The organism is Parcubacteria group bacterium, assembly GCA_016204045.1.
In the GTDB taxonomy this organism is placed as follows: domain Bacteria; phylum Patescibacteriota; class Minisyncoccia; order Phycocordibacterales; family UBA2135; genus JACQLQ01.
The window spans coordinates 222,209-240,470 of the sequence record JACQLQ010000004.1 but is presented as its reverse complement, the minus strand read 5'-3'; the positions used below and the strand labels follow the sequence as shown (position 1 = coordinate 240,470).

Below are 18,262 nucleotides of genomic sequence, written 5' to 3'. Positions count from 1 at the left end.
TTGTAGTGCTAGAGAGACATGTCCATGAAAGAAAAAATCCTTTTCATACCTCCCTATATAGCCCCGCTCAAATACTTTGAGCGTTTTATTCCGCATCTTAGCGGTAGCTATACTATTGGCTTTCTCTTCATAGGCAGAGACAGCGCTCGTCGAAAAGAGATGATCTCATACGCGGAGCACAAGAACCATGCATTCCATATTCTTGAAGAAGGACTACCTGACCCAAGAAAGAAGCATATACCGTTTGTAACCCCCCTTAGGGAACGATATGTTCACGCTCATGCATGTAGGGAATTCTTGAAGAGGGTTAAACCTCAAAAAATCATTGCCCACAAATCAGGGTATGCTTTCGATACGATATACAAAGAAGCGAATAAGCTAGGCATAGAGACCATTGTGCTCCAATGGTCATCGGACGCAAGTTTCGTAGAGCGCTTCCCGGCCCCGAAGCGTATCCTTAAGAGGTTATATTTTTTCACGGTACAAATGGTTTCTGGTTTGCTCGATCTTTTCCACAAGGAACCAAGATACGGATTTACGCCCGGGGTGCCTAAAAAGATAATTGTTTTTACTAAGGCAAAAGCGGATTTATATCTACACAGAGGGTATGCTCCGGACACCATACATGTCGTTGGGTCCCCCGATTTTCAGCTTATACGAGAATTAAAACAAAAGATTGATTCTGATCCGATATTTAAAAAGCGGTTGCTAGAGAAGTATGGTCTCAAAGAAAACAAAAAAAAGATTGTAGTCATTTTATACCGCTTCTACCTGTCGCCACCGAAAGAATACAAGATGACCGTCGAGGAACATGTCGAGCATTATTACTACCTGTTCAAAACGATACGGGATGTTTTTCCAGAGAATACGGCCGATATTGTATTGAGGATGCATCCTACGGAGAACAGCATGGAAGAAATTTATAAACCCTATGAGGCATTAGGTGTACAATTATCTTTCGGGGAGGAGGCAAGAACAGATGAACTTATCTGTCTTTCCGATATATATGTAGGAGAGCCCTCCACAAGCGTTAATAACATGGTATTAGCGAGTGGCATTCCGGCAATCTTTGTTAACTTGTCGGAGTTCTCGGCCCTCGATAAGACGGGGGAGCATTTCAATATCGACCGCATCATTAAGACAGAGAGTGCTCTTAAAGAAGCGCTAATGAATTTTAAAAGAGGGGAAATGCAAAAATATTACGATAATTCCCATCTCGACGTCAGTTCGGTCGACAAAATAGTGAAACTTATCGGTTAAGGTGTGGGTTTATATTATCAATGAAAATCAAAGCGCTCATACCCGTTCGTTCAGGGTCTACACGAGTTCCCAATAAAAATATTCGTCCATTTGCGGATGCTACGCTGTTGGATATCAAAATCCAGCAGCTCCTCAAAGTGCCACTTTTGGATGGGATCGTCGTCAATTCTAATGATGACGAAATGTTGAAGATCGCTTCACAGTATGAACGTGTGGAGCTTGTGAAGAGAGACCAGAAGTTCGCAACTAACACCGTGTCTATGACAGATGTTTTTCAAGACATGGCAGAGCATTTTCCTGGTGATGTTATTGTATATTGCGCGGTAACCTACCCACTTTTAGGGACGGAGACCATAGGCAAGATTGTTGCAAAGTACATCGAGGGTGCTCATGATTCGGTCGCGCCCGTTTCCCGAGTAAGGCAGTTCTTATATAAAGAAAATAAACCTCTGAACTTTGACCCAATGCATTTCCCGAGAAGCCAGGATCTTCCTGACATTGTTGCGTTGCACTGGGGTGCTCCAGTCATCGCACGGGAGTTAATGGTAGAACGCAAAAACCCAGTTGGTGCGAACCCCTTCTTATATGAGCTTACGGAAGAAGAGGCACTTGATATAGATACGCCGTTTGATTTTGAGATTGCGGAACAGCTCTACCGAAAAAAGTTTGCTGCATAAATATATGGCCGAATCAATCGTATTTCATAAACCAGGAAGAGCAAAGCTCGAGGACGTCATTGCCCCGAGTGATGTTTTTGAGTACAGCACCAAGAGTCGAAATGGTCGCTGGGGGGTGCGTGTTGAGCCCCTTGTTGTGGGGTTGTGCCCAACAGATCAGGCGGGTGGGAGTAGGGACTTTCCCCCAGGCAGCACTCGCTCATTCGACGATCCTAAAAACCCTGCAGTAGCAGGCCACGAGTTCGTGGGAAGAGTTGTCGAGGCCAATCCGGATGCCCGCCAAAAGCTCTCGGAGCGAGGCATTTCTATGGGTGATACTGTGGTGGTTGATATTAATGTTGGGTGCGGAGAATGTACCAGTTGTCTACGTGGCGATCCTCCGCTGTATTGTAGAAAGGGCGCAACCTTCCTCGGCATTGGCTCCTCGCCGGGCGCCTCTTGGGTTAGGGAGCAAACGGGGAGGGAGCATCTTCCTGGGGCGTACACAAACGGGTTCGTTATAGCTCCCGCGTCTAATATATACAGTGTCCCCGTAAAGCGTTTTGAGAATATAAATCAACTTGCGGTCTTTTCCCAAACAGATGCTGTCGCGTGCGCCAAGACGTCGTGCGACACCATGGGAGTCACAACGTTCAAACAATTACGCGGCTTTGATAACCCCAAAATGCTTATTGTCGGGGCAGGAAGAATCGGCGCATGGCATGTCGCAGTTGCGAATGATCTGCTACCAAACCTGGAAGTCTACTTAGCAGATATTGATGAAGAGAATCTCTGCAATGTGGGCGATTTGTTCGCCATTCCTGAAGAGAAGAGGTATCTTGTCCCCAAGGATCTAGAAAATCCGTACTCAAAAGAAAATCTAGAATCCCAGTTTGGCGAGGGTGTTCTATTTGATTTTATCGTTGACGCAGCCGGTCACAATACGCTTTCGGGGGAGACGATTATGAAACTCATGCACGAAAGTCTCGCTAAAGGCGGAGCATTTTGTACGACTTCCCATACTGGAATAAGCGGCATTGATGCCGGTCACCCCGAACTTTTGCTGGGGGCGAAGAGGTTCTTAAACGGGCTTTCGCCCCAGAATAATTTTCCATACGCAGTAGCATTCCTTGCACGCCACCTTAAAAAATACGAATCATTTGTTAAAGAAATTAAGGGCGGCCTACATAAGGAATTGGTGCACATTGTTGAAACAGGGGGCGGAGAATACAAAAAGCAAATGGAGGGAACCACTTTTTACAGCGTTGTAGGGAAGGTTAATCTCTAAAACCACAAATAAAAACTCCGTGTGTTGCATCGCAATACACGGAGTTGTGGTTAATGCGCGTCTCGAGAGACGTGCGAACCACTCGAACCTTTTAAGAAGTCAAAGTCAGCACCAAGGTGGGCTTGTTCGACACGTTCTGCATACAATCGCTCATGTCCGCGTTCGGGAAGCGAAGGAGCTTTCCATGCTTCTCGGCGTGCCGCCAAGGTCTTTTCAGACACCTCAAGAGTAAGCGTGCGGTTTGGAACATTAAGGGTAATCATGTCGCCGTTTTCCACGAGAGCGAGCGTTCCGCCAACGGCAGCTTCGGGCGAGATGTGAAGAACAACAGTGCCATAGGCTGTACCGCTCATGCGCGCATCAGAAATACGGACCATGTCCCTAATGCCTTGTTTCAAGAGTTTCGGCGGAAGGCGCATATTACCAACCTCTGGCATGCCCGGATAACCCTTGGGGCCACAGTTCTTGAGAACAAGTATGCAGGTCTTATCGACGTCAAGATTTGGATCATCGATACCTGCGTTAAAGTCCTCGATCGTCTCGAAGACGACAGCGCGTCCACGGTGGTGCAGAAGCTCTGGGCTTGCCGCAGATGGCTTGATGACCGCGCCATCGGGTGCCAAGTTGCCATACAATACTGCAATTCCTGACTTTTCCTTTAAGGGTTTGTCAAAGGTGCGAATAACATCTCTGTCCCAGCATTCAGCATGTGCCGCATTGTCTCCAATGGATGTTCCGGTTACGGTCATTGCGTTCTTGCGGAGGACCCCAGCTTCGGCGAGTTCACGCAATACGACAGGAAGCCCGCCAGCATAAAAGAAGTCTTCCATCAAATACTTGCCGGATGGCTCGAGATCAACAAGACAGGGGAGGCGTGACCCAATATTATCCCAATCCTTAAGCGTGAGTTCGATGCCAATGCGTCGTGCAAGGGCAATGAGGTGGATTACAGCGTTTGTGGAGCCACCGATCGCGGCGTTCACACAAATGGCGTTTTCAAATGCTTCACGCGAGAGGACTTGGGACATACGAAGGTCCTCATTCACCATTTCGACGATTCTCCGCCCCGTAAGGTGCGCGAGCCGGTAACGTCGTGCATCTACCGCGGGGATGGCTGCGTTATCCGGCAAAGACATGCCGAGCGCTTCAACCATACACGCCATAGTGGAAGCCGTTCCCATGGTCATGCAGTGGCCCTTGGAACGATTCATGCATCCTTCCGCTGCTCTGAAATCTTGGTGCGAAAGCTTTCCAGCGCGCACATCTTCAGACATCTGCCACACACCCGTGCCAGACCCGATGTTTTTCCCGCGGAACTTTCCGGAAAGCATAGGCCCACCCGAAAGTCCGATAGTCGGCAAATTAACTGACGCCGCCCCCATAAGAAGTGACGGAGTAGTTTTGTCGCATCCCATAAGGAGCACTACTCCATCCATTGGGTTTGCGCGGATCGTCTCCTCAACGCTCATTGCGGCAAGATTCCGGAAAAGCATTGCTGTCGGGCGCATAGTAGTTTCGCCGAGCGACATAACAGGGAATTCGAGCGGGAATCCACCCGCTTCCCACACGCCGATCTTTACTTTTTCGGCGAGTTCACGGAAATGGCCGTTGCAAGGAGTCAGCTCCGACCACGTGTTGCAAATGCCAATGACCGGCTTTCCCTCAAATACATCATCGGGCCAACCCTGGCCCTTCATCCAGCCCCTGCCCAAGAATCCGTTGACTCCTGGAGCTCCGAACCAGTTCCTACTGCGCAAACGCATATCACACCTCTTTCTAACCACGTACAGACTGGTCTACTTATACAACTTCTTTAGCGGGTTGTCTAGTTTCTTTACAAAACAAAGTAACCGATGTTTTGCTGAATGCGTTATAATCAGACAATGGCAAAGTCATTGAAGATCCTCGCTGTAATTCCCGCTCGCGGTGGGTCTAAGGGGATTCCCAGGAAAAACATAAAACTTCTTGGAGGCAAGCCCCTCATTGCATGGTCCATCGAGGCAGCACTTGCTTCGCTTTTTGTGGACCGTGTCGCTGTCTCGACTGATGATAAGGAGATAGCGGAGGTTGCGAGAAAGTATGGGGCAGAGGTCATTATGCGCCCGGCAGAACTTTCCGAAGACGCAACCCCAATGGATCCTGTATTGGCTCATGCTGTTCTCTCTCTTGAAAAAGAATCCTATACTCCAGATGCTGTTCTCTTATTGCAGCCAACCTCGCCACTTCGGACGACGGAGCATATAGATGAGGGGGTAGGAACATTTTTGAATGGTGATTTTGATTCTCTGGTGAGTGTTGAAATTATCAGAAACGGCCAACATAAAATTGTCGAAGGAAACAGACTTGTTCCTGTTTTCTCAAAAGTTCAGAACCGCGACAAGAGGGAACCCTTGGTCATAGAAAACGGCGCGCTCTATATTTCCAAAACGTCGTTAATCAAAGAGGGGAGAATTCGTGGAGATGCGATCGGGTTTTACGAAATGGATCGTTATGCGTCGCTCGACATAGATGTCCCAATAGATTTTATTGTCGCAGAGCGGTTGTTTAAAAAGATAGTATGAAAAAAGAATCGAACATCGTCGCTATTATCCCGGCACGCGGCGGATCTAAGGGAATCCCTGGGAAAAATATTATACCCCTTGGAGGCAAGCCCCTCATTGCTTATTCAATCGAGACGGCAAAGAGAAGTAAACTTATCAGCCGCATCATTGTAACCACTGATGATGAGAAGATAGCCGCCGTGGCTCGGGAATACGGCGCAGAGGTTCCCTTTATACGTCCAGCGGAGTTAGCGCAAGATGATACGCTGCCCGCCCCTGTCTTGAAGCACGCACTCGAGTTTCTTCGTGATAAAGAGGGGGTCACACCAGATATAGTTGTGTGGCTTGAACCACCATGCCCCTTCAGGACGGCAGAGGAGGTTGATAGGGCTATTGTGGCTTTGCAAAATGATCCAGAAGCAGACTCTTTGCGCTCTGTTATCGAACCCTTTCAAAATCCGTTCAAGTCATGGACAATTGGTGAGGGCGGATATTTATCGCCACTCATTGATGTGAAAGGGCAGTCTTTGCACACTGGTCCACGGCAGAAAACTCAAAAAGTATATTGGCAAAATGGCGCAATCTTCCTGGTGAAATACGACACCATTATGAAAAAAGGTAACTTTTTTGGTGACAAGATCCTCCCATATGTTCTGGAGAGCGATCGTTTCATTGATATTGATAAGAAAGAGGACCTCATATTAGCGGAGGAATACTTAAAGAGATTTAAGATGTAGACATGACATATAAAATTCTCAACACATTGGGGTCTACGTTTGCCCCAAAGGCGAAAGAAGTATTGGACACGCTTGGCAATGTCGACTACAAACACGTCACACAAGATGAGTTCCTTAGAATTGTTCCTCGATATGACATCATCGTCGTCGGCATACAACCAATCGTGAACAAAGAAGCGATAGACAAAGCTTCCAGACTCAAGATAATTGTAGTTCCGGCAAATACGCTCGAGAACATCGATGTTGAATACGCCGAGTCACAAGGAATCGCAGTCGTGAGTCTCTGGGGGGAAACGAAGTTTTTGAATACGATTACAGGCACGGCGGAACTTGCGCTAGGCCTTATGATTTCGATTGTGCGCTTTTTGCCTTGGGCTTTTGGCTCGGTTAAGGAGTACAAATGGAAACGAGAGCTTTTCCGAGGAACCAATCTTTATGGGAAGACTATCGGCATTATTGGGATGGGGCGCTTGGGGACATGGATGGCGAAGTACGGAAGATCGCTTGGAATGGATGTTATCTTTTACGACCCGCATACCAAGAAAAGTATCGTTCCAGGCTCTAAGAAGGTTTCTTTGAGCGAATTGCTTAAAGCAAGCGATGTTATCTCTCTGCATGCACACCTGAATAAAGAGACAGAGAATATGTTGAACGCAGATGCTTTTAAAAAGATGAAGAAGGGAGTATATATTGTAAATACTGCTCGTGGGCGGATTGTCGATGAAAAAGCTCTCCTCCATGCCCTGAAGGGGAAACGTGTGGCTGGATATGCCACCGATGTGCTCGCTGATGAATTCGAGGTTGGTGTACGTCTGCGAGGATACCCACTTCTTGAATACGCCAAGAAACATTCGAATGTCATTATCGTCCCGCATATTGGCGGGGTCACTCGCGAGTCGAGAGAGAGGACAGACGAATTTGTGGTAGAAAAATTAAAAAAAATACTAAAAAAGAAAAGAAATCATGCCTGAAATTAAAATCGGAAAAAGAAAGATTGGTTCAAACCACCCGCCATTTGTCATTGCCGAAATTGGGATTAATCATAACGGGAGTTTGGCAAAAGCAAAGCGGATGATCCATGACGCAAAGAAGGCGGGCGCGGAGTGTGTGAAGTTCCAAGGTCATGTGCTCGAAGATGAAATGCTTGAGTCGGAAGCGCGCAAAACTATACCGGCAAACGCGAAAATCTCCATTTGGGAAATCATGGCGCGGTGCGCCCTTTCGGAGGAGCAGGAGCGGGAACTCAAAAAGTACACGGAAAAACTTGGCATGATTTTTCTTTCCACCCCGTTTTCAAGGGCCGCAGCAGACCGGCTAGAGAGAATGGGAGTCAAAGCGTTCAAGATCGGCTCGGGGGAATGCAATAACTACCCACTTGTCGAACATGTCGCACGCTTTGGTAAACCTATGATTGTCTCGACCGGCATGAATGATATTGCCTCGATCAAAAAGACGGTTGCCATTTTGAAAAAGCACAAGGTTCCGTTCGCATTGCTCCACTGCACAAACTTGTACCCAACACCGTGGAATCGGGTGTATTTGCAGGCAATCACTAAAATGGAAAAAACATTTCCCGACGCTGTAATCGGTTTTTCCAATCACTCGGCGGGTCCATGGGCGGCACTTGGCGCCGTTGCGCTCGGTGCATCAATACTTGAACGTCATTTTACATCCGACCGCGCATGGAAGGGGGAGGATATCGCGGTTTCTATGGACCCTCAAGAGCTCTCACTAATCATCAAAGGGTCCCGCGCAATCTGGGAATCACGCGGAGATCACAAGGGGCCCCTAAGGGAAGAGCAGCCAACAATTGATTTTGCGTTTGCATCTGTGGTCTCCATTGCTCCAATCAAAAAAGGAGAGAAGTTCACCAAAAAAAATATTTGGGTGAAGCGTCCGGGAACCGGCGAACTTAAGGCAGTCGATTATTCGAAGATTTTGGGGAAAAGGGCGGCGAGGTCTATAGCCAAAGACGCCCAAATCAAAAGGAAAGATGTCCTCTAGAGGCCCAAAAACCTTTTATATTGCGCGGGTGTTACAATAAGGGACATGAGGAAAATCCTTTTTGTGACCGAACGCCGGGCGGATTACTCGAGGTTTAAGCCCATTATAGACAAGATAATCCAGGATCCAGACTTGGATTATTATTTGATTGTAACCGGGATCCATCTTTTGGAAGAGTATGGCAGGTCAATTGACCTCATAAAGAAGGACGGACTCCGTATTGATTCGGTGATCCCGATGTTCGCAGACGATCATGGTGACACAGGGCGCCACATGGTACAGGCGACTGCCCGATTCATGGAACGCATTGCAGAGGAGCTCGAACGCTTGAAGCCTGATATGGTCCTCGCAGGGTTTGACATCGGCGCAAACTTTGGAGTTGCAGTTGCCGCCGCGCATATGAATATTCCCGTGGGACATGTACAGGGGGGAGAGGTCTCTGGCTCCATCGATGAGAGTCTGCGGCATGCGATTTCAAAATTTGCCCACTTTCATTTTCCGGCCAACAAAGATGCGGCGGATCGCCTTGTTCGCATGGGCGAGGATCCGCAGTACGTGTTTCCTGTCGGGTGTCCTTCTATTGATGCGCTCCTCTCTGCGCGCGACATAGCGTCAGATCAACTTAAGCAAGAGCTTGGTGGTTTTGACACAAGCAAGCCCTTCATCTTAATTATTCAGCACACAGTAACCACAGAAGCTGGAGAGGTTTCAGGCCAGATTGAAGAAACGATTCAAGCCCTGAAAGAGCTTGATGTACCGGCCCTCCTGCTGTATCCAAACAACGATGCGGGCGGGCGCTCGATTGTGCAGGCAATCGAAGGGACACCAATTCACCGTGTCCGCACGCTTTCTTATGAAGTTTTTGCAAACGTTTTAAAACGCGCTGGAGTGCTTGTCGGGAACTCCTCGACTGGTATTCACGAAGCCGCCACATTTCGTATTCCTGTCGTGAACATCGGCAACCGCCAACAGGGACGCATGAGGCCGGAAAACGTTATTGATGTTGCTAATGACAGGAGAGAGATTGGGGAAGCTGTGAACCGCGCGCTCACCGACAGGGCCTTTTTAGAAAAAGTTCAAACGTGCGATAATCCCTATGGTGATGGGAAGAGCGCAGCAAGGATAGTAAAAGTGCTAAAGGAGATACCGCTCAACGACTCGTTAATTAAAAAGAAGTTTGTCGATTAAACACCTACATGAAAAACATTTTCAAAAACAAAGTAATTCTTGTTACTGGCGGTTGCGGCTCCATTGGCTCCCAGATCGTTAAACAGCTTCTGACCTATGACCCCAAAGCAATCCGCATTCTCGAGCGCAGCGAATCAGCCCACTTCAAGCTAGAGCAAGAAGTTAAATCTCCCAAGATAAGGAATCTGGTGGGGGACATATGCGACGTAGAGAGAGTTCGGCAAGCTATGGCGGGCGTCGATATTGTCTTTCACGCAGCTGCCATGAAGCACGTGCCTTTTTGCGAATACAATCCGTTCGAAGCGGTGCGCACGAATGTTTTGGGAACACAAAACTTGGTCAATCGCGCACAGGAAGCGGGAGTCGAACGATTCGTAAGCATTTCGACGGACAAGGCCGTGAATCCCACAAGCACCATGGGAGCCACCAAGCTTTTGAGTGAGAAAATCGTCACCAATGCGGCAATAAGCACCCAGAAGACAAAGTTCTGTTGCGTGCGCTTTGGTAATGTTCTTGCCTCGTCGGGGTCTGTCATTCCGGTGTTTGAGAAGCAGATAAAAGAGGGGGACACCATCACTGTCACGTCAAAAGACATGACCCGTTTCTTCATGGGAATAGATGATGCTGTGGGGTTGGTACTCAAGGCCGCAGAACGTGCGGAGAGGGGAGAAATATTCATCTTAAAGATGAGACCTCTCAGGATCATCGACCTTGCCCAAGTCTTGGTAGAAGAACTCGCACCTCGCTATGGCAAAGACCCAAAGAAGATGAAGTATAAAGTTATCGGTTTACGGCCTGGTGAGAAAATCCATGAGCCGTTGATGACGGAAGATGAAGGGCGGCACATGAAGGAGGAAGCGCGAATGTTTGTCTTGCACAATCCTGCGTTAAGGAAGTACGGAGTCAAGATCCCAATAAACAAAAAAGGATATGACTACAACTCTGGCTCGTTACCCCCTTTGAGCAAAAAGGAAATTCGGGAAGTCTTAAAGAAGAAAAAGATTATCTAGCACACATCCTTGGTGTTTCTTCAAAATAATTATGGCGCATAACCCAACTTTTCCAGGGCTTTCAAAGACACTCGACAGCGACGGTGTTTTTGTTATTGCAGAAATCGGCAAAAATTTCATCCAAAGCGAGGATGATCGGACTGTAGAAGAATATTTGGAAAACGCCAAAGCATTGGTTGATGCCGCCGTGAATTCGGGGGCGGACGCTGTTAAGTTCCAGACCCACGAGTTAGAGGATGAATTTTTACAGCACATCACCGTTGTCTCGCCGCATTTCAAGGGAAGCGACCGTGTAAGGTGGATCACGCGGAATATGAATGCGACACCTCTAGAAACATTCTGGAAACCACTTCAAAAGCACTGTGAGGAGAGGGGGATTATTTTTTTCTCTACTCCCATGTCTCGAAAGGCCGCGCATAAATTGGAGGAGCTCAATGTCCCCTTATGGAAAGTCGGTTCTGGAGACGTCGAAGATTATGCGACGCTTGATTTCCTCATTTCGACCGGCAAGCCGATTATTATCTCAACCGGCATGGTTTCTTTGGGTGAGCTCGATGACATTGTGAAGTACATCCGTGGGAAAGGTTCTGAACTCGCCGTGTTGTATTGTATAAGCCAGTATCCCGCGCCAAAAGAATACTTCAACCTTTCAACAATTGAATACATGAAAGAGAAATATCCGGATGTCATCATAGGTTTTTCTGACCATTCATTAGGATATGACGTTGCACTTGCAGCCGTGAAGCTCGGTGCGCGTGTGGTGGAAAAGCATTTTTCCCTCTCGCGTGATCTTTGGGGGTCAGATCACAAAGTCTCAATGACCCCGGAAGAGTTTCGAGCAATGGTTGATATAATTCGTAGCGGCGAGTATAAGGACGTCGACCACTTGGCGTATTATGGAGATAAAGAGAAAGAACTGGAGGGCGCAAAAAACATGTTTCGCCCGTATTTCAACAAAGCCTTAATGGCGGGGCAGGATATTCCCGAAGGTACCGTGATTACGAAAGAGACGGTCTTTGCTATGCGCCCATTCATGCATGCCGGCGGCCTTCCTTCGAAGAGGTTTTATGATGTCGTTGGAAAGCGCACAAAGGTGGCGTTTAAGAAGTACGACCCAATCACAGAAGATTCACTATATGTCTAAACGAAAAGTCTGTTTCGTCATCACGTCAAATATTCACTACTCAAGGAGTAAAATGATACTCCGCGAGCTTCGTCGTAGGCCAGACATTGACTTACAGATTGTTGTTGGAGGTTCAGCTGTATTAGACAGATACGGCGAGGTGCTCTCCGTTATGAAGAAAGATGGCTTTCCGCACAATGCTCGGCTTACCTTTTCCTTTGAGGGAGGGGACTCAATCGCAATGGCAAAGACGGCGGGTATCGGCATTTCGGAGTTCGCGACCGTCTTCGATAATTTGAAACCCGACATTGTCGTCATTCGTGGAGACCGATATGAAGTGCTCTCTGCGGCAGTTGCCTCCGCTTATTTGAATATCCCCGTTGCACACCTTGAAGGAGGTGATGTCACTGGTACTATAGATGAATCCGTGCGCCACGCAGTCACAAAACTCGCGCATATTCACTTTGTGACAAATGATCTTGCCAAGGAGCGTGTCATAAGAATGGGGGAGGATCCAAGCTTTGTGTTCAATTTTGGGTGTCCCGAAGTTGAGTATTTGTCCGGGCAGCGCTTCCGCGTTTCAAATGCCCTAGTCAATAAGATAGGAGTCGGTGATATTGTTGATATGAGGAAGCCGTATCTTGTTGTTATGACACACCCCGTGACGACAGAGGGTAACGAGCAGAACGGTCGTAATGCGCGCGTACTACTCGAGGCTATTCATGAGTTGGGCATTCCCACGGTTTGGTTTTGGCCCAATGCCGATGCGGGGACTGATGCTATTGCAAGTCAGATCCGAGTTTGGCGTGAGAAGAAAAAACCAGAACACATGCGCTTTCTTAAATACCTGCCGGCGGATCAGTTTGTTGGGCTTCTTTCAAAGGCGACCTGTCTCATTGGCAATTCCTCAGCAGGCATCAAGGAGTGTTCATACCTCGGTATTCCTGTTGTGAACATAGGGACAAGGCAGCACGGGCGCATGCGGGGCCCTAACGTCATTGATGTTGGGTATGGCAAGGCTTCGATCCAAAAGGCGATAGACAAGCAAATTGCGAGGGGCAAATACGAATCAAGTGGCATCTATCATAGGCCAGGGACGAGCAAAAACATTGCCAAAACACTCGCCACGGTCCCACTCTATGTGCAGAAGCATTTTGTTGATTAAGCAAACATGACGTATAAGGACAAAAAAATTCTAGGTCTTATTACTGCGCGGGGAGGGTCCAAAGGGATTCCTCGTAAGAACGTGAAAGAGCTTTTTGGAAAGCCCCTTATTGCGTATACCATTGAAGCTGCAAAAGAGAGTAAGTATCTAACACGTTCCATTGTTTCGACAGACGATGAAGAAATCGCAGCAGTTTCTCGTGAGTACGGAGCCGATATTCCGTTCATGCGTCCAAGTGAATTAGCGCAAGACAAATCGACCGCTATGGAAGTAACCCAACACGCCCTAGAAAAACTCCGCAGTGATTTTGGGGAAGTATATGACTATGTGATGATCCTTCAACCCACATCCCCCTTGCGGACGAGTGAGGATATAGATAACGCAATCGTACTTGCTGTAGATACGAATGCCGACTCTGTCATGAGCATGAAGGAGCTTGATGATTTTGCACCGAAGAAGGTTAAAAAAGTTGAGGATGGTGTTATCGCTCCGTATTTTGAGGATGAAGGCAAAGAGTCTTCACGGAGGCAAGATTTAGCAAAGATGTATAAACGGAATTGCGCTGTATATCTCACAAAAACAGAATACATACAGCAGGGCGATTTATTCGGAAAAATCTCGCGGGCATATTGTATGCCTGAGGAACGCTCTGTAGACATAAACAGGCCAATTGATTTTGAGATGGCAGAGTTTTGGCTACGACGAAAAGACGAGGGTCTATAATCTTTTTTACGAATCAAGCTGGGGTTACAACAACTATGCAAAAATGGAAATGGTTTGCTATTGGAGAAGGTCTGTCAAAGACTTTTTCTAGCGTGCTCCAGAAGATGGTGGGCATGGTGGCAAAGGTGCCTGGGTCGTTTGAATTGCCCTTTCTCGGCTCGCTTGTCGTAGGGACAGTACAAATGCTTGGCGGGGCACTGCTGGCAACGCTTTTGCGTAAGCCTCTCCTTACCGACCGAAAGCTTATCCTCGGCTCGCTTTGGTTTGGTTTTTTTGGATTTCTTGCGGGTGTTGCTGGCGTACTCACGTTCTCATACGAAGATGCGGCATTGGGAATTGTCGGCTTCATTTTTACTATGGGAATTGTGCTTAAGGCGTTGGCAGACTGGATATTTTTTAAGAACGTCCTCAATCTCCGGCAGTGGATGGGTGTGGGTGTGTATCTCGTTGCCGGTTATGCGTTGTTTAATTTTCCAGGTTTTGGATCGTTTACAGAACCTCCGGTCTGGGTGTTCATTGCCACAATCATCCCGGTCACCATTACGGCGAACGAAATCATTACAAGGAAAATGAGCATGTCGCAGATTGCTCATCCGTTTGTACATAACTTTTGGGCAGGAGCATCCACAATGTTTTTTGCTTTGATTGGGCTCTCATTTGTCGGGGTAAGTACCATACTTTCCTTATCATCCATCCTTCCGGTAATTGTTCTCATCTTCCTCATCTCGGGCACGAATGTAATCATGATGATCTCCTTCAAGTTGCTCTCTTATGATGGGGGCAAGACGACCCTTTCGCTCAAAACGCTCATTATGACATCGTGGCAATTGGTGACTATGGTCATCGTCGGCGTCACTTTTTTTGGTGAGCCACTAACATTTGGTAAACTGCTAAGTATCCCAGGATTTATGGCGGCGTATGTACTGATTGATGTGCCGACGTGGGAGGTATTTGTAGGGAAGGCCAAGGGGTTGCTACGCGCTTAGGATTGGCGTTTTCCTGGGTCACCAAAGGGCGACTGAAGGGGTTATCATAAGGTACATACGTATGCATATTCTAAATACCATTGGTGAGGTATACACGGAGGACGCAAAAAAAATCCTCTCCAAATTTGGTGAGGTGGACTATGTGACTCCGACACAAAGCGAACTCCTTCGCCTTGTTAGCGAATATGACGTAGTCATTATTGGTCTCGGGCTTACTTTTGACAGCGAGGTGCTTGCTGGTGCAAAAAAGCTCCGGGTCATTGCGACAGCAACGACTGGGCTCGACCACATCGACCTGGAGATGGCACGAGAGCGGGGGATCGAAGTTCTCTCCCTTCGTGGCGAGGATGAATTTTTGAATACAATCACTGGCACCGCGGAACTTGCATGGGGGCTTCTCATTAGTCTCCTTCGCATGACACCGCATGCATTTGAAGAGGTGAAAAACTATCAATGGGATCGCGAAAACTTTAGAGGACGTAACCTGTATGGAAAAACACTCGGCATTGTGGGGATGGGGCGACTTGGTACGTGGATGGGGCGCTATGGCAAAGCTTTTGGTATGCGCGTCTTGTACGCGGACCCGAATGTGACGGTGTGCTCAGTGGATGGTTGTGAGAGGGTCTCTTTTGATGAGCTCCTCAAAGAGAGTGATGTGATATCAGTTCATGCGCACCTCTCGCCTGAGACAGAAAACATGTTTAATGCGGACGTCTTTGCAAAAATGAAGCAGGGTGCGTATCTGGTCAATACTTCGCGCGGGGCGATTGTGGATGAGGCGGCTCTTGTGCAGGCTCTTGAACGTGGAAGCATGGCGGGGTACGCCACAGATGTGCTCACAGATGAAAAATCTTTTGAGACAGAAGGTTTCAATGAGCACCCGCTTGTCGAGTTTGCTAAGAACAATAAGAATTGCATCATTGTTCCACACATCGGTGGAATGACCGTTGAATCTCGAGAGAGGACAGACGTGTTTATCGCAGAGAAACTCAAAAACTTCGTAGAAACGCTCTAGTTCTTATAGAGGGCAACAGTTGCTCTCACCATGTTGTCTTTTGAGAATTGTTCTCTCACGGCCACGCGGAGCGCTTCACCGAAGTGCTTTCTTTTTTCCGCATCTTCAGCAAGAGTACTTACGGCATTTGCCAAATGAACAGGGGAGCGTGTCGGTACGAGAATGCCATTTCTACCGTCTTCGATTATTTCGGGAATGCCACCCACGTTGGAAGCGATTGTTGCCGCCCCGGCATTACCCGCCTCAAGGATGGCATAGCCGAGCGCCTCTGAAAGTGATGGTAGTACGAAGATATCAAACGCCGAAAGACAGAGAGCGGCTTCCGGAATAAAGCCAGTCAAAAAGACGCGGTCTTCTAGGCCATGCTTTTTTGCGAGCGCGCTTAGTGTACCCAGTTCCTCCCCATCCCCAATAATCACGTATTTGATTGGTATCGGCTTTTGAGAGAGAAGGCGCATCGCCTCAATCATATAGGCAAGTCCCTTGGTCTTATGGAGTTCTGCGATGGTTCCAACCCAGATAGTATCTGAAGTGGTCTCCGTAAGGGCTTCTGCACGTCGCGCAAGTGCTCGGCGCGCACCCTCACGGTCGAGTGGCGAAGATGCTCCTATGCCGTTTGGTATAACGGTAATCTTCTCTTTCATGAAAGGAAGGTGGTCCACCTGTCTTTTTGCTTCCTCTGATACGGCAATGGTCGCGTGGGCGAGTAGCATCGTCAGCCAGTGAAGGAAAAGAATCGTCTTTTTCTGAAACCAAGGACGTTCTTCGTTAAAAGCCCAGCCGTGTGCAGTAAAGATGACTTTTGTCTTTGACCCACTTACCGCGAGCATGTTGTAAAAGCGAACAGCAAATGCTCCCAAGCCGCCTGCCTTAGAGCTGTTCACATGGACAATATCGGGACGCTCTGTGTAAAGGATTTTTAAAAACGCAAAGAATGTTTTTACTTCTTTCACGATATTAATATCGCGCTGTAGTGAGGGCAAAGAGATCGTCCGTATATTTTCATGCTCTAACTTTTGCTTGAGTAAGCCATCCCCACCAAGGAGTACCGCCACGTCAAAATCCCCCGTCTTAAGGGAGGTGGCAAGGTCATAAACATAGCGTTGAGCACCGCCAAAGTTTGATTTCGTGATGACGTAGAGTATCTTTACCTTAGGCATATATGGGGGTTTCCTTTATATAACTAATCCAAAACCCTATATGTTATATAGGACAATGACCGTCAAATCAAATCTACGACCTATCCTGCTTCTCCTTGGAGACGTGGTTTTGTTGTATGTAGCCCTTGTTTTGACGCTTGTAATCCGCTATTTTTCCTCCTTCAAGAGCTCCAACATAGAAGAGCACATCGTCCCGTTCTCTATTCTCTTTGTGTTGTGGATAGCCATTTTCACGGGGGCCGGGCTTTACGATAAGGAAGCGGCTTTTTCTCGCAAACGACTCTTTGCGATTTTGGCGCGCGCCCAAGTGGTGAATGTTGCTCTTGCGGCAGCTTTTTTCTACCTCGTACCCTTTGTCAGTATTACACCGAAAGCGAATCTCTTTTTGTACCTCATAGTATCGTCCACCCTTCTCCTCATATGGCGATTATACGGGAGTGTCTTTTTGCGGAGTGGCAAAATGACAGAGGCGGTCATCATTGGAAAGGGCAAAGAAGCGGATGAGCTGACGTATGCGGTGAACAACAACGATCGTTATGGTTTGAAGATTGCAAAAGACGTTGACCCCGACACGTTAAGCGGCGAAGACTTTGGTCACAAAATACGAAAGATTCTTGAGCGGACGAATGCGACTCTCGTTATCATAGACATGAATCATCCGATTTTCAAAGAAGCGGTTCCCGAACTCTATGCTCTGTTTTTCAACGGCGTCTCCGTCATTGATCTAGGAAAAGTGTATGAAGAAATTTTCGACCGGGTGCCCCTTCCCCTCGTACGACACAACTGGTTTCTTGAGAATTTTTCACATTCACCGCGAGTGGTGTATGATATATTGAAACGCGTATTCGACTTTGTCATTGCCGCAGTCCTTCTTCTCGTACCGGTCCTTGTTTTTCCTGTGGTGGCACTTGCCGCAGCACTCGAGGGGCGGAGCATTTTTTATGTACATGAGCGGGTTGGCAAAGGGGGGCGTGTCATTCGTGTTTACAAGTTTCAGAGTTTGCGCGTGAATCACGCGACCGCTTGGCCTGGAGAGGCGGGGAATGTTCCTACATACGCCGGAAGGATATTGCGAAAGACTCGACTCGATGAGTTCCCGCAATTATGGAATGTGCTCAAGGGAGAGTTTTCGCTCATTGGGCCCAGACCCGATGCAGTGGGAATTGCCGAGCGGGTGCGCAAGCAAGTTCCCTACTACGATGCTCGCTACCTCATAAAGCCTGGGCTTTCCGGGTGGGCGCAGGTGAAGCAAGAACTGCAACCGCAATCCATCCCTGAAATGCGTGTGCGGCTCTCGTATGACTTGTTCTATGTGAAGAACCGATCATTTATTCTTGATATCGTCATCGCGCTTCGAACGGTGAAAACTCTTTTGTCGCGTACCGGAAGATAGCCTCACTAGATAAT

The 18,262-nt window shown here is 47.8% G+C and carries 17 protein-coding genes; 15 read left to right on the top strand and 2 right to left on the bottom strand.

From position 1 onward, the window contains the following. Nucleotides 1-24: 24 nt before the first annotated feature. Genes HY455_03690 through HY455_03680 form a run of 3 tightly spaced genes read left to right on the top strand, consistent with a single transcriptional unit; the run spans nucleotide 25 to nucleotide 3,204 of the window. Nucleotides 25-1,260 carry a hypothetical protein gene (locus HY455_03690; GenBank protein MBI4118610.1) on the top strand — a complete coding sequence of 412 codons (1,236 nt, stop codon included), beginning with the start codon at nucleotides 25-27 and terminating at the stop codon, nucleotides 1,258-1,260. A gap of 20 nt (nucleotides 1,261-1,280) precedes the next feature. Continuing rightward, nucleotides 1,281-1,937 carry an acylneuraminate cytidylyltransferase family protein gene (locus HY455_03685; GenBank protein MBI4118609.1) on the top strand — a complete coding sequence of 219 codons (657 nt, stop codon included), beginning with the start codon at nucleotides 1,281-1,283 and terminating at the stop codon, nucleotides 1,935-1,937. A gap of 4 nt (nucleotides 1,938-1,941) precedes the next feature. Next, on the top strand, nucleotides 1,942-3,204 hold the full coding sequence (locus HY455_03680; protein MBI4118608.1) for an alcohol dehydrogenase catalytic domain-containing protein: 1,263 nt from the start codon (nucleotides 1,942-1,944) through the stop codon (nucleotides 3,202-3,204). A gap of 50 nt (nucleotides 3,205-3,254) precedes the next feature. Here the strand turns inward: HY455_03680 and HY455_03675 are convergent, their stop codons facing one another. Next, complete coding sequence (locus HY455_03675; GenBank protein ID MBI4118607.1) at nucleotides 3,255-4,967, bottom strand: dihydroxy-acid dehydratase; 1,713 nt, start codon at nucleotides 4,965-4,967, stop codon at nucleotides 3,255-3,257. A gap of 120 nt (nucleotides 4,968-5,087) precedes the next feature. On the opposite strand from HY455_03675, the gene HY455_03670 reads away from it, so the two are divergent. From HY455_03670 to HY455_03620, 11 genes are all read left to right on the top strand, one after another. Then, entirely contained in the window at nucleotides 5,088-5,765 is a 678-nt protein-coding gene (locus tag HY455_03670) for an acylneuraminate cytidylyltransferase family protein (protein MBI4118606.1), read from the top strand. Beyond that, entirely contained in the window at nucleotides 5,762-6,481 is a 720-nt protein-coding gene (locus tag HY455_03665; GenBank protein ID MBI4118605.1) for an acylneuraminate cytidylyltransferase family protein, read from the top strand. Before HY455_03670 ends, HY455_03665 begins: the two co-directional genes overlap by 4 nt. Nucleotides 6,482-6,483: 2 nt before the next feature. After that, entirely contained in the window at nucleotides 6,484-7,452 is a 969-nt protein-coding gene (locus tag HY455_03660) for a 3-phosphoglycerate dehydrogenase (GenBank protein MBI4118604.1), read from the top strand. Next, the gene (locus tag HY455_03655; GenBank protein ID MBI4118603.1) at nucleotides 7,445-8,485 is read left to right on the top strand and encodes an N-acetylneuraminate synthase family protein; all 1,041 of its coding nucleotides are present in this window, start codon (nucleotides 7,445-7,447) and stop codon (nucleotides 8,483-8,485) included. Before HY455_03660 ends, HY455_03655 begins: the two co-directional genes overlap by 8 nt. 45 nt (nucleotides 8,486-8,530) lie before the next feature. Continuing rightward, a complete protein-coding gene (gene neuC / locus HY455_03650; protein ID MBI4118602.1) occupies nucleotides 8,531-9,673 on the top strand; it encodes a UDP-N-acetylglucosamine 2-epimerase (hydrolyzing) in 1,143 nt (380 codons plus the stop codon). A gap of 8 nt (nucleotides 9,674-9,681) precedes the next feature. Further along, nucleotides 9,682-10,683: an SDR family NAD(P)-dependent oxidoreductase gene (locus HY455_03645; protein MBI4118601.1), complete on the top strand. Its 1,002-nt coding sequence runs from the start codon at nucleotides 9,682-9,684 to the stop codon at nucleotides 10,681-10,683. 31 nt (nucleotides 10,684-10,714) lie between these two features. Further along, a complete protein-coding gene (locus tag HY455_03640) occupies nucleotides 10,715-11,827 on the top strand; it encodes an N-acetylneuraminate synthase family protein (protein MBI4118600.1) in 1,113 nt (370 codons plus the stop codon). Further along, the gene (gene neuC / locus HY455_03635) at nucleotides 11,820-12,971 is read left to right on the top strand and encodes a UDP-N-acetylglucosamine 2-epimerase (hydrolyzing) (protein ID MBI4118599.1); all 1,152 of its coding nucleotides are present in this window, start codon (nucleotides 11,820-11,822) and stop codon (nucleotides 12,969-12,971) included. Before HY455_03640 ends, neuC (HY455_03635) begins: the two co-directional genes overlap by 8 nt. 6 nt (nucleotides 12,972-12,977) lie before the next feature. Then, nucleotides 12,978-13,694: an acylneuraminate cytidylyltransferase family protein gene (locus HY455_03630; GenBank protein ID MBI4118598.1), complete on the top strand. Its 717-nt coding sequence runs from the start codon at nucleotides 12,978-12,980 to the stop codon at nucleotides 13,692-13,694. A 35-nt stretch (nucleotides 13,695-13,729) separates the two neighbouring features. Beyond that, entirely contained in the window at nucleotides 13,730-14,680 is a 951-nt protein-coding gene (locus HY455_03625; protein ID MBI4118597.1) for a hypothetical protein, read from the top strand. Nucleotides 14,681-14,741: 61 nt separating this feature from the next. Continuing rightward, the gene (locus tag HY455_03620) at nucleotides 14,742-15,695 is read left to right on the top strand and encodes a hydroxyacid dehydrogenase (GenBank protein ID MBI4118596.1); all 954 of its coding nucleotides are present in this window, start codon (nucleotides 14,742-14,744) and stop codon (nucleotides 15,693-15,695) included. On the opposite strand, the gene HY455_03615 is transcribed toward HY455_03620, so the two are convergent. Further along, nucleotides 15,692-16,855: a glycosyltransferase family 4 protein gene (locus HY455_03615; protein MBI4118595.1), complete on the bottom strand. Its 1,164-nt coding sequence runs from the start codon at nucleotides 16,853-16,855 to the stop codon at nucleotides 15,692-15,694. The two genes, HY455_03620 and HY455_03615, sit on opposite strands and share 4 nt — an antisense overlap. A gap of 55 nt (nucleotides 16,856-16,910) precedes the next feature. Here HY455_03615 and HY455_03610 point away from each other — a divergent pair, with 55 nt between their 5' ends. Then, the gene (locus HY455_03610; protein MBI4118594.1) at nucleotides 16,911-18,248 is read left to right on the top strand and encodes a sugar transferase; all 1,338 of its coding nucleotides are present in this window, start codon (nucleotides 16,911-16,913) and stop codon (nucleotides 18,246-18,248) included. Nucleotides 18,249-18,262: the final 14 nt, after the last annotated feature.

Coding starts and splice junctions, on each gene's coding strand:
- HY455_03690 (MBI4118610.1), top strand. CDS start 25: ATGAAAGAAAAAATCCTTTTCATACCTCCCTATATAGCCCCGCTCAAA.
- HY455_03685 (MBI4118609.1), top strand. CDS start 1,281: ATGAAAATCAAAGCGCTCATACCCGTTCGTTCAGGGTCTACACGAGTT.
- HY455_03680 (MBI4118608.1), top strand. CDS start 1,942: ATGGCCGAATCAATCGTATTTCATAAACCAGGAAGAGCAAAGCTCGAG.
- HY455_03675 (MBI4118607.1), bottom strand. CDS start 4,967: ATGCGTTTGCGCAGTAGGAACTGGTTCGGAGCTCCAGGAGTCAACGGA.
- HY455_03670 (MBI4118606.1), top strand. CDS start 5,088: ATGGCAAAGTCATTGAAGATCCTCGCTGTAATTCCCGCTCGCGGTGGG.
- HY455_03665 (MBI4118605.1), top strand. CDS start 5,762: ATGAAAAAAGAATCGAACATCGTCGCTATTATCCCGGCACGCGGCGGA.
- HY455_03660 (MBI4118604.1), top strand. CDS start 6,484: ATGACATATAAAATTCTCAACACATTGGGGTCTACGTTTGCCCCAAAG.
- HY455_03655 (MBI4118603.1), top strand. CDS start 7,445: ATGCCTGAAATTAAAATCGGAAAAAGAAAGATTGGTTCAAACCACCCG.
- neuC (MBI4118602.1), top strand. CDS start 8,531: ATGAGGAAAATCCTTTTTGTGACCGAACGCCGGGCGGATTACTCGAGG.
- HY455_03645 (MBI4118601.1), top strand. CDS start 9,682: ATGAAAAACATTTTCAAAAACAAAGTAATTCTTGTTACTGGCGGTTGC.
- HY455_03640 (MBI4118600.1), top strand. CDS start 10,715: ATGGCGCATAACCCAACTTTTCCAGGGCTTTCAAAGACACTCGACAGC.
- neuC (MBI4118599.1), top strand. CDS start 11,820: ATGTCTAAACGAAAAGTCTGTTTCGTCATCACGTCAAATATTCACTAC.
- HY455_03630 (MBI4118598.1), top strand. CDS start 12,978: ATGACGTATAAGGACAAAAAAATTCTAGGTCTTATTACTGCGCGGGGA.
- HY455_03625 (MBI4118597.1), top strand. CDS start 13,730: ATGCAAAAATGGAAATGGTTTGCTATTGGAGAAGGTCTGTCAAAGACT.
- HY455_03620 (MBI4118596.1), top strand. CDS start 14,742: ATGCATATTCTAAATACCATTGGTGAGGTATACACGGAGGACGCAAAA.
- HY455_03615 (MBI4118595.1), bottom strand. CDS start 16,855: ATGCCTAAGGTAAAGATACTCTACGTCATCACGAAATCAAACTTTGGC.
- HY455_03610 (MBI4118594.1), top strand. CDS start 16,911: ATGACCGTCAAATCAAATCTACGACCTATCCTGCTTCTCCTTGGAGAC.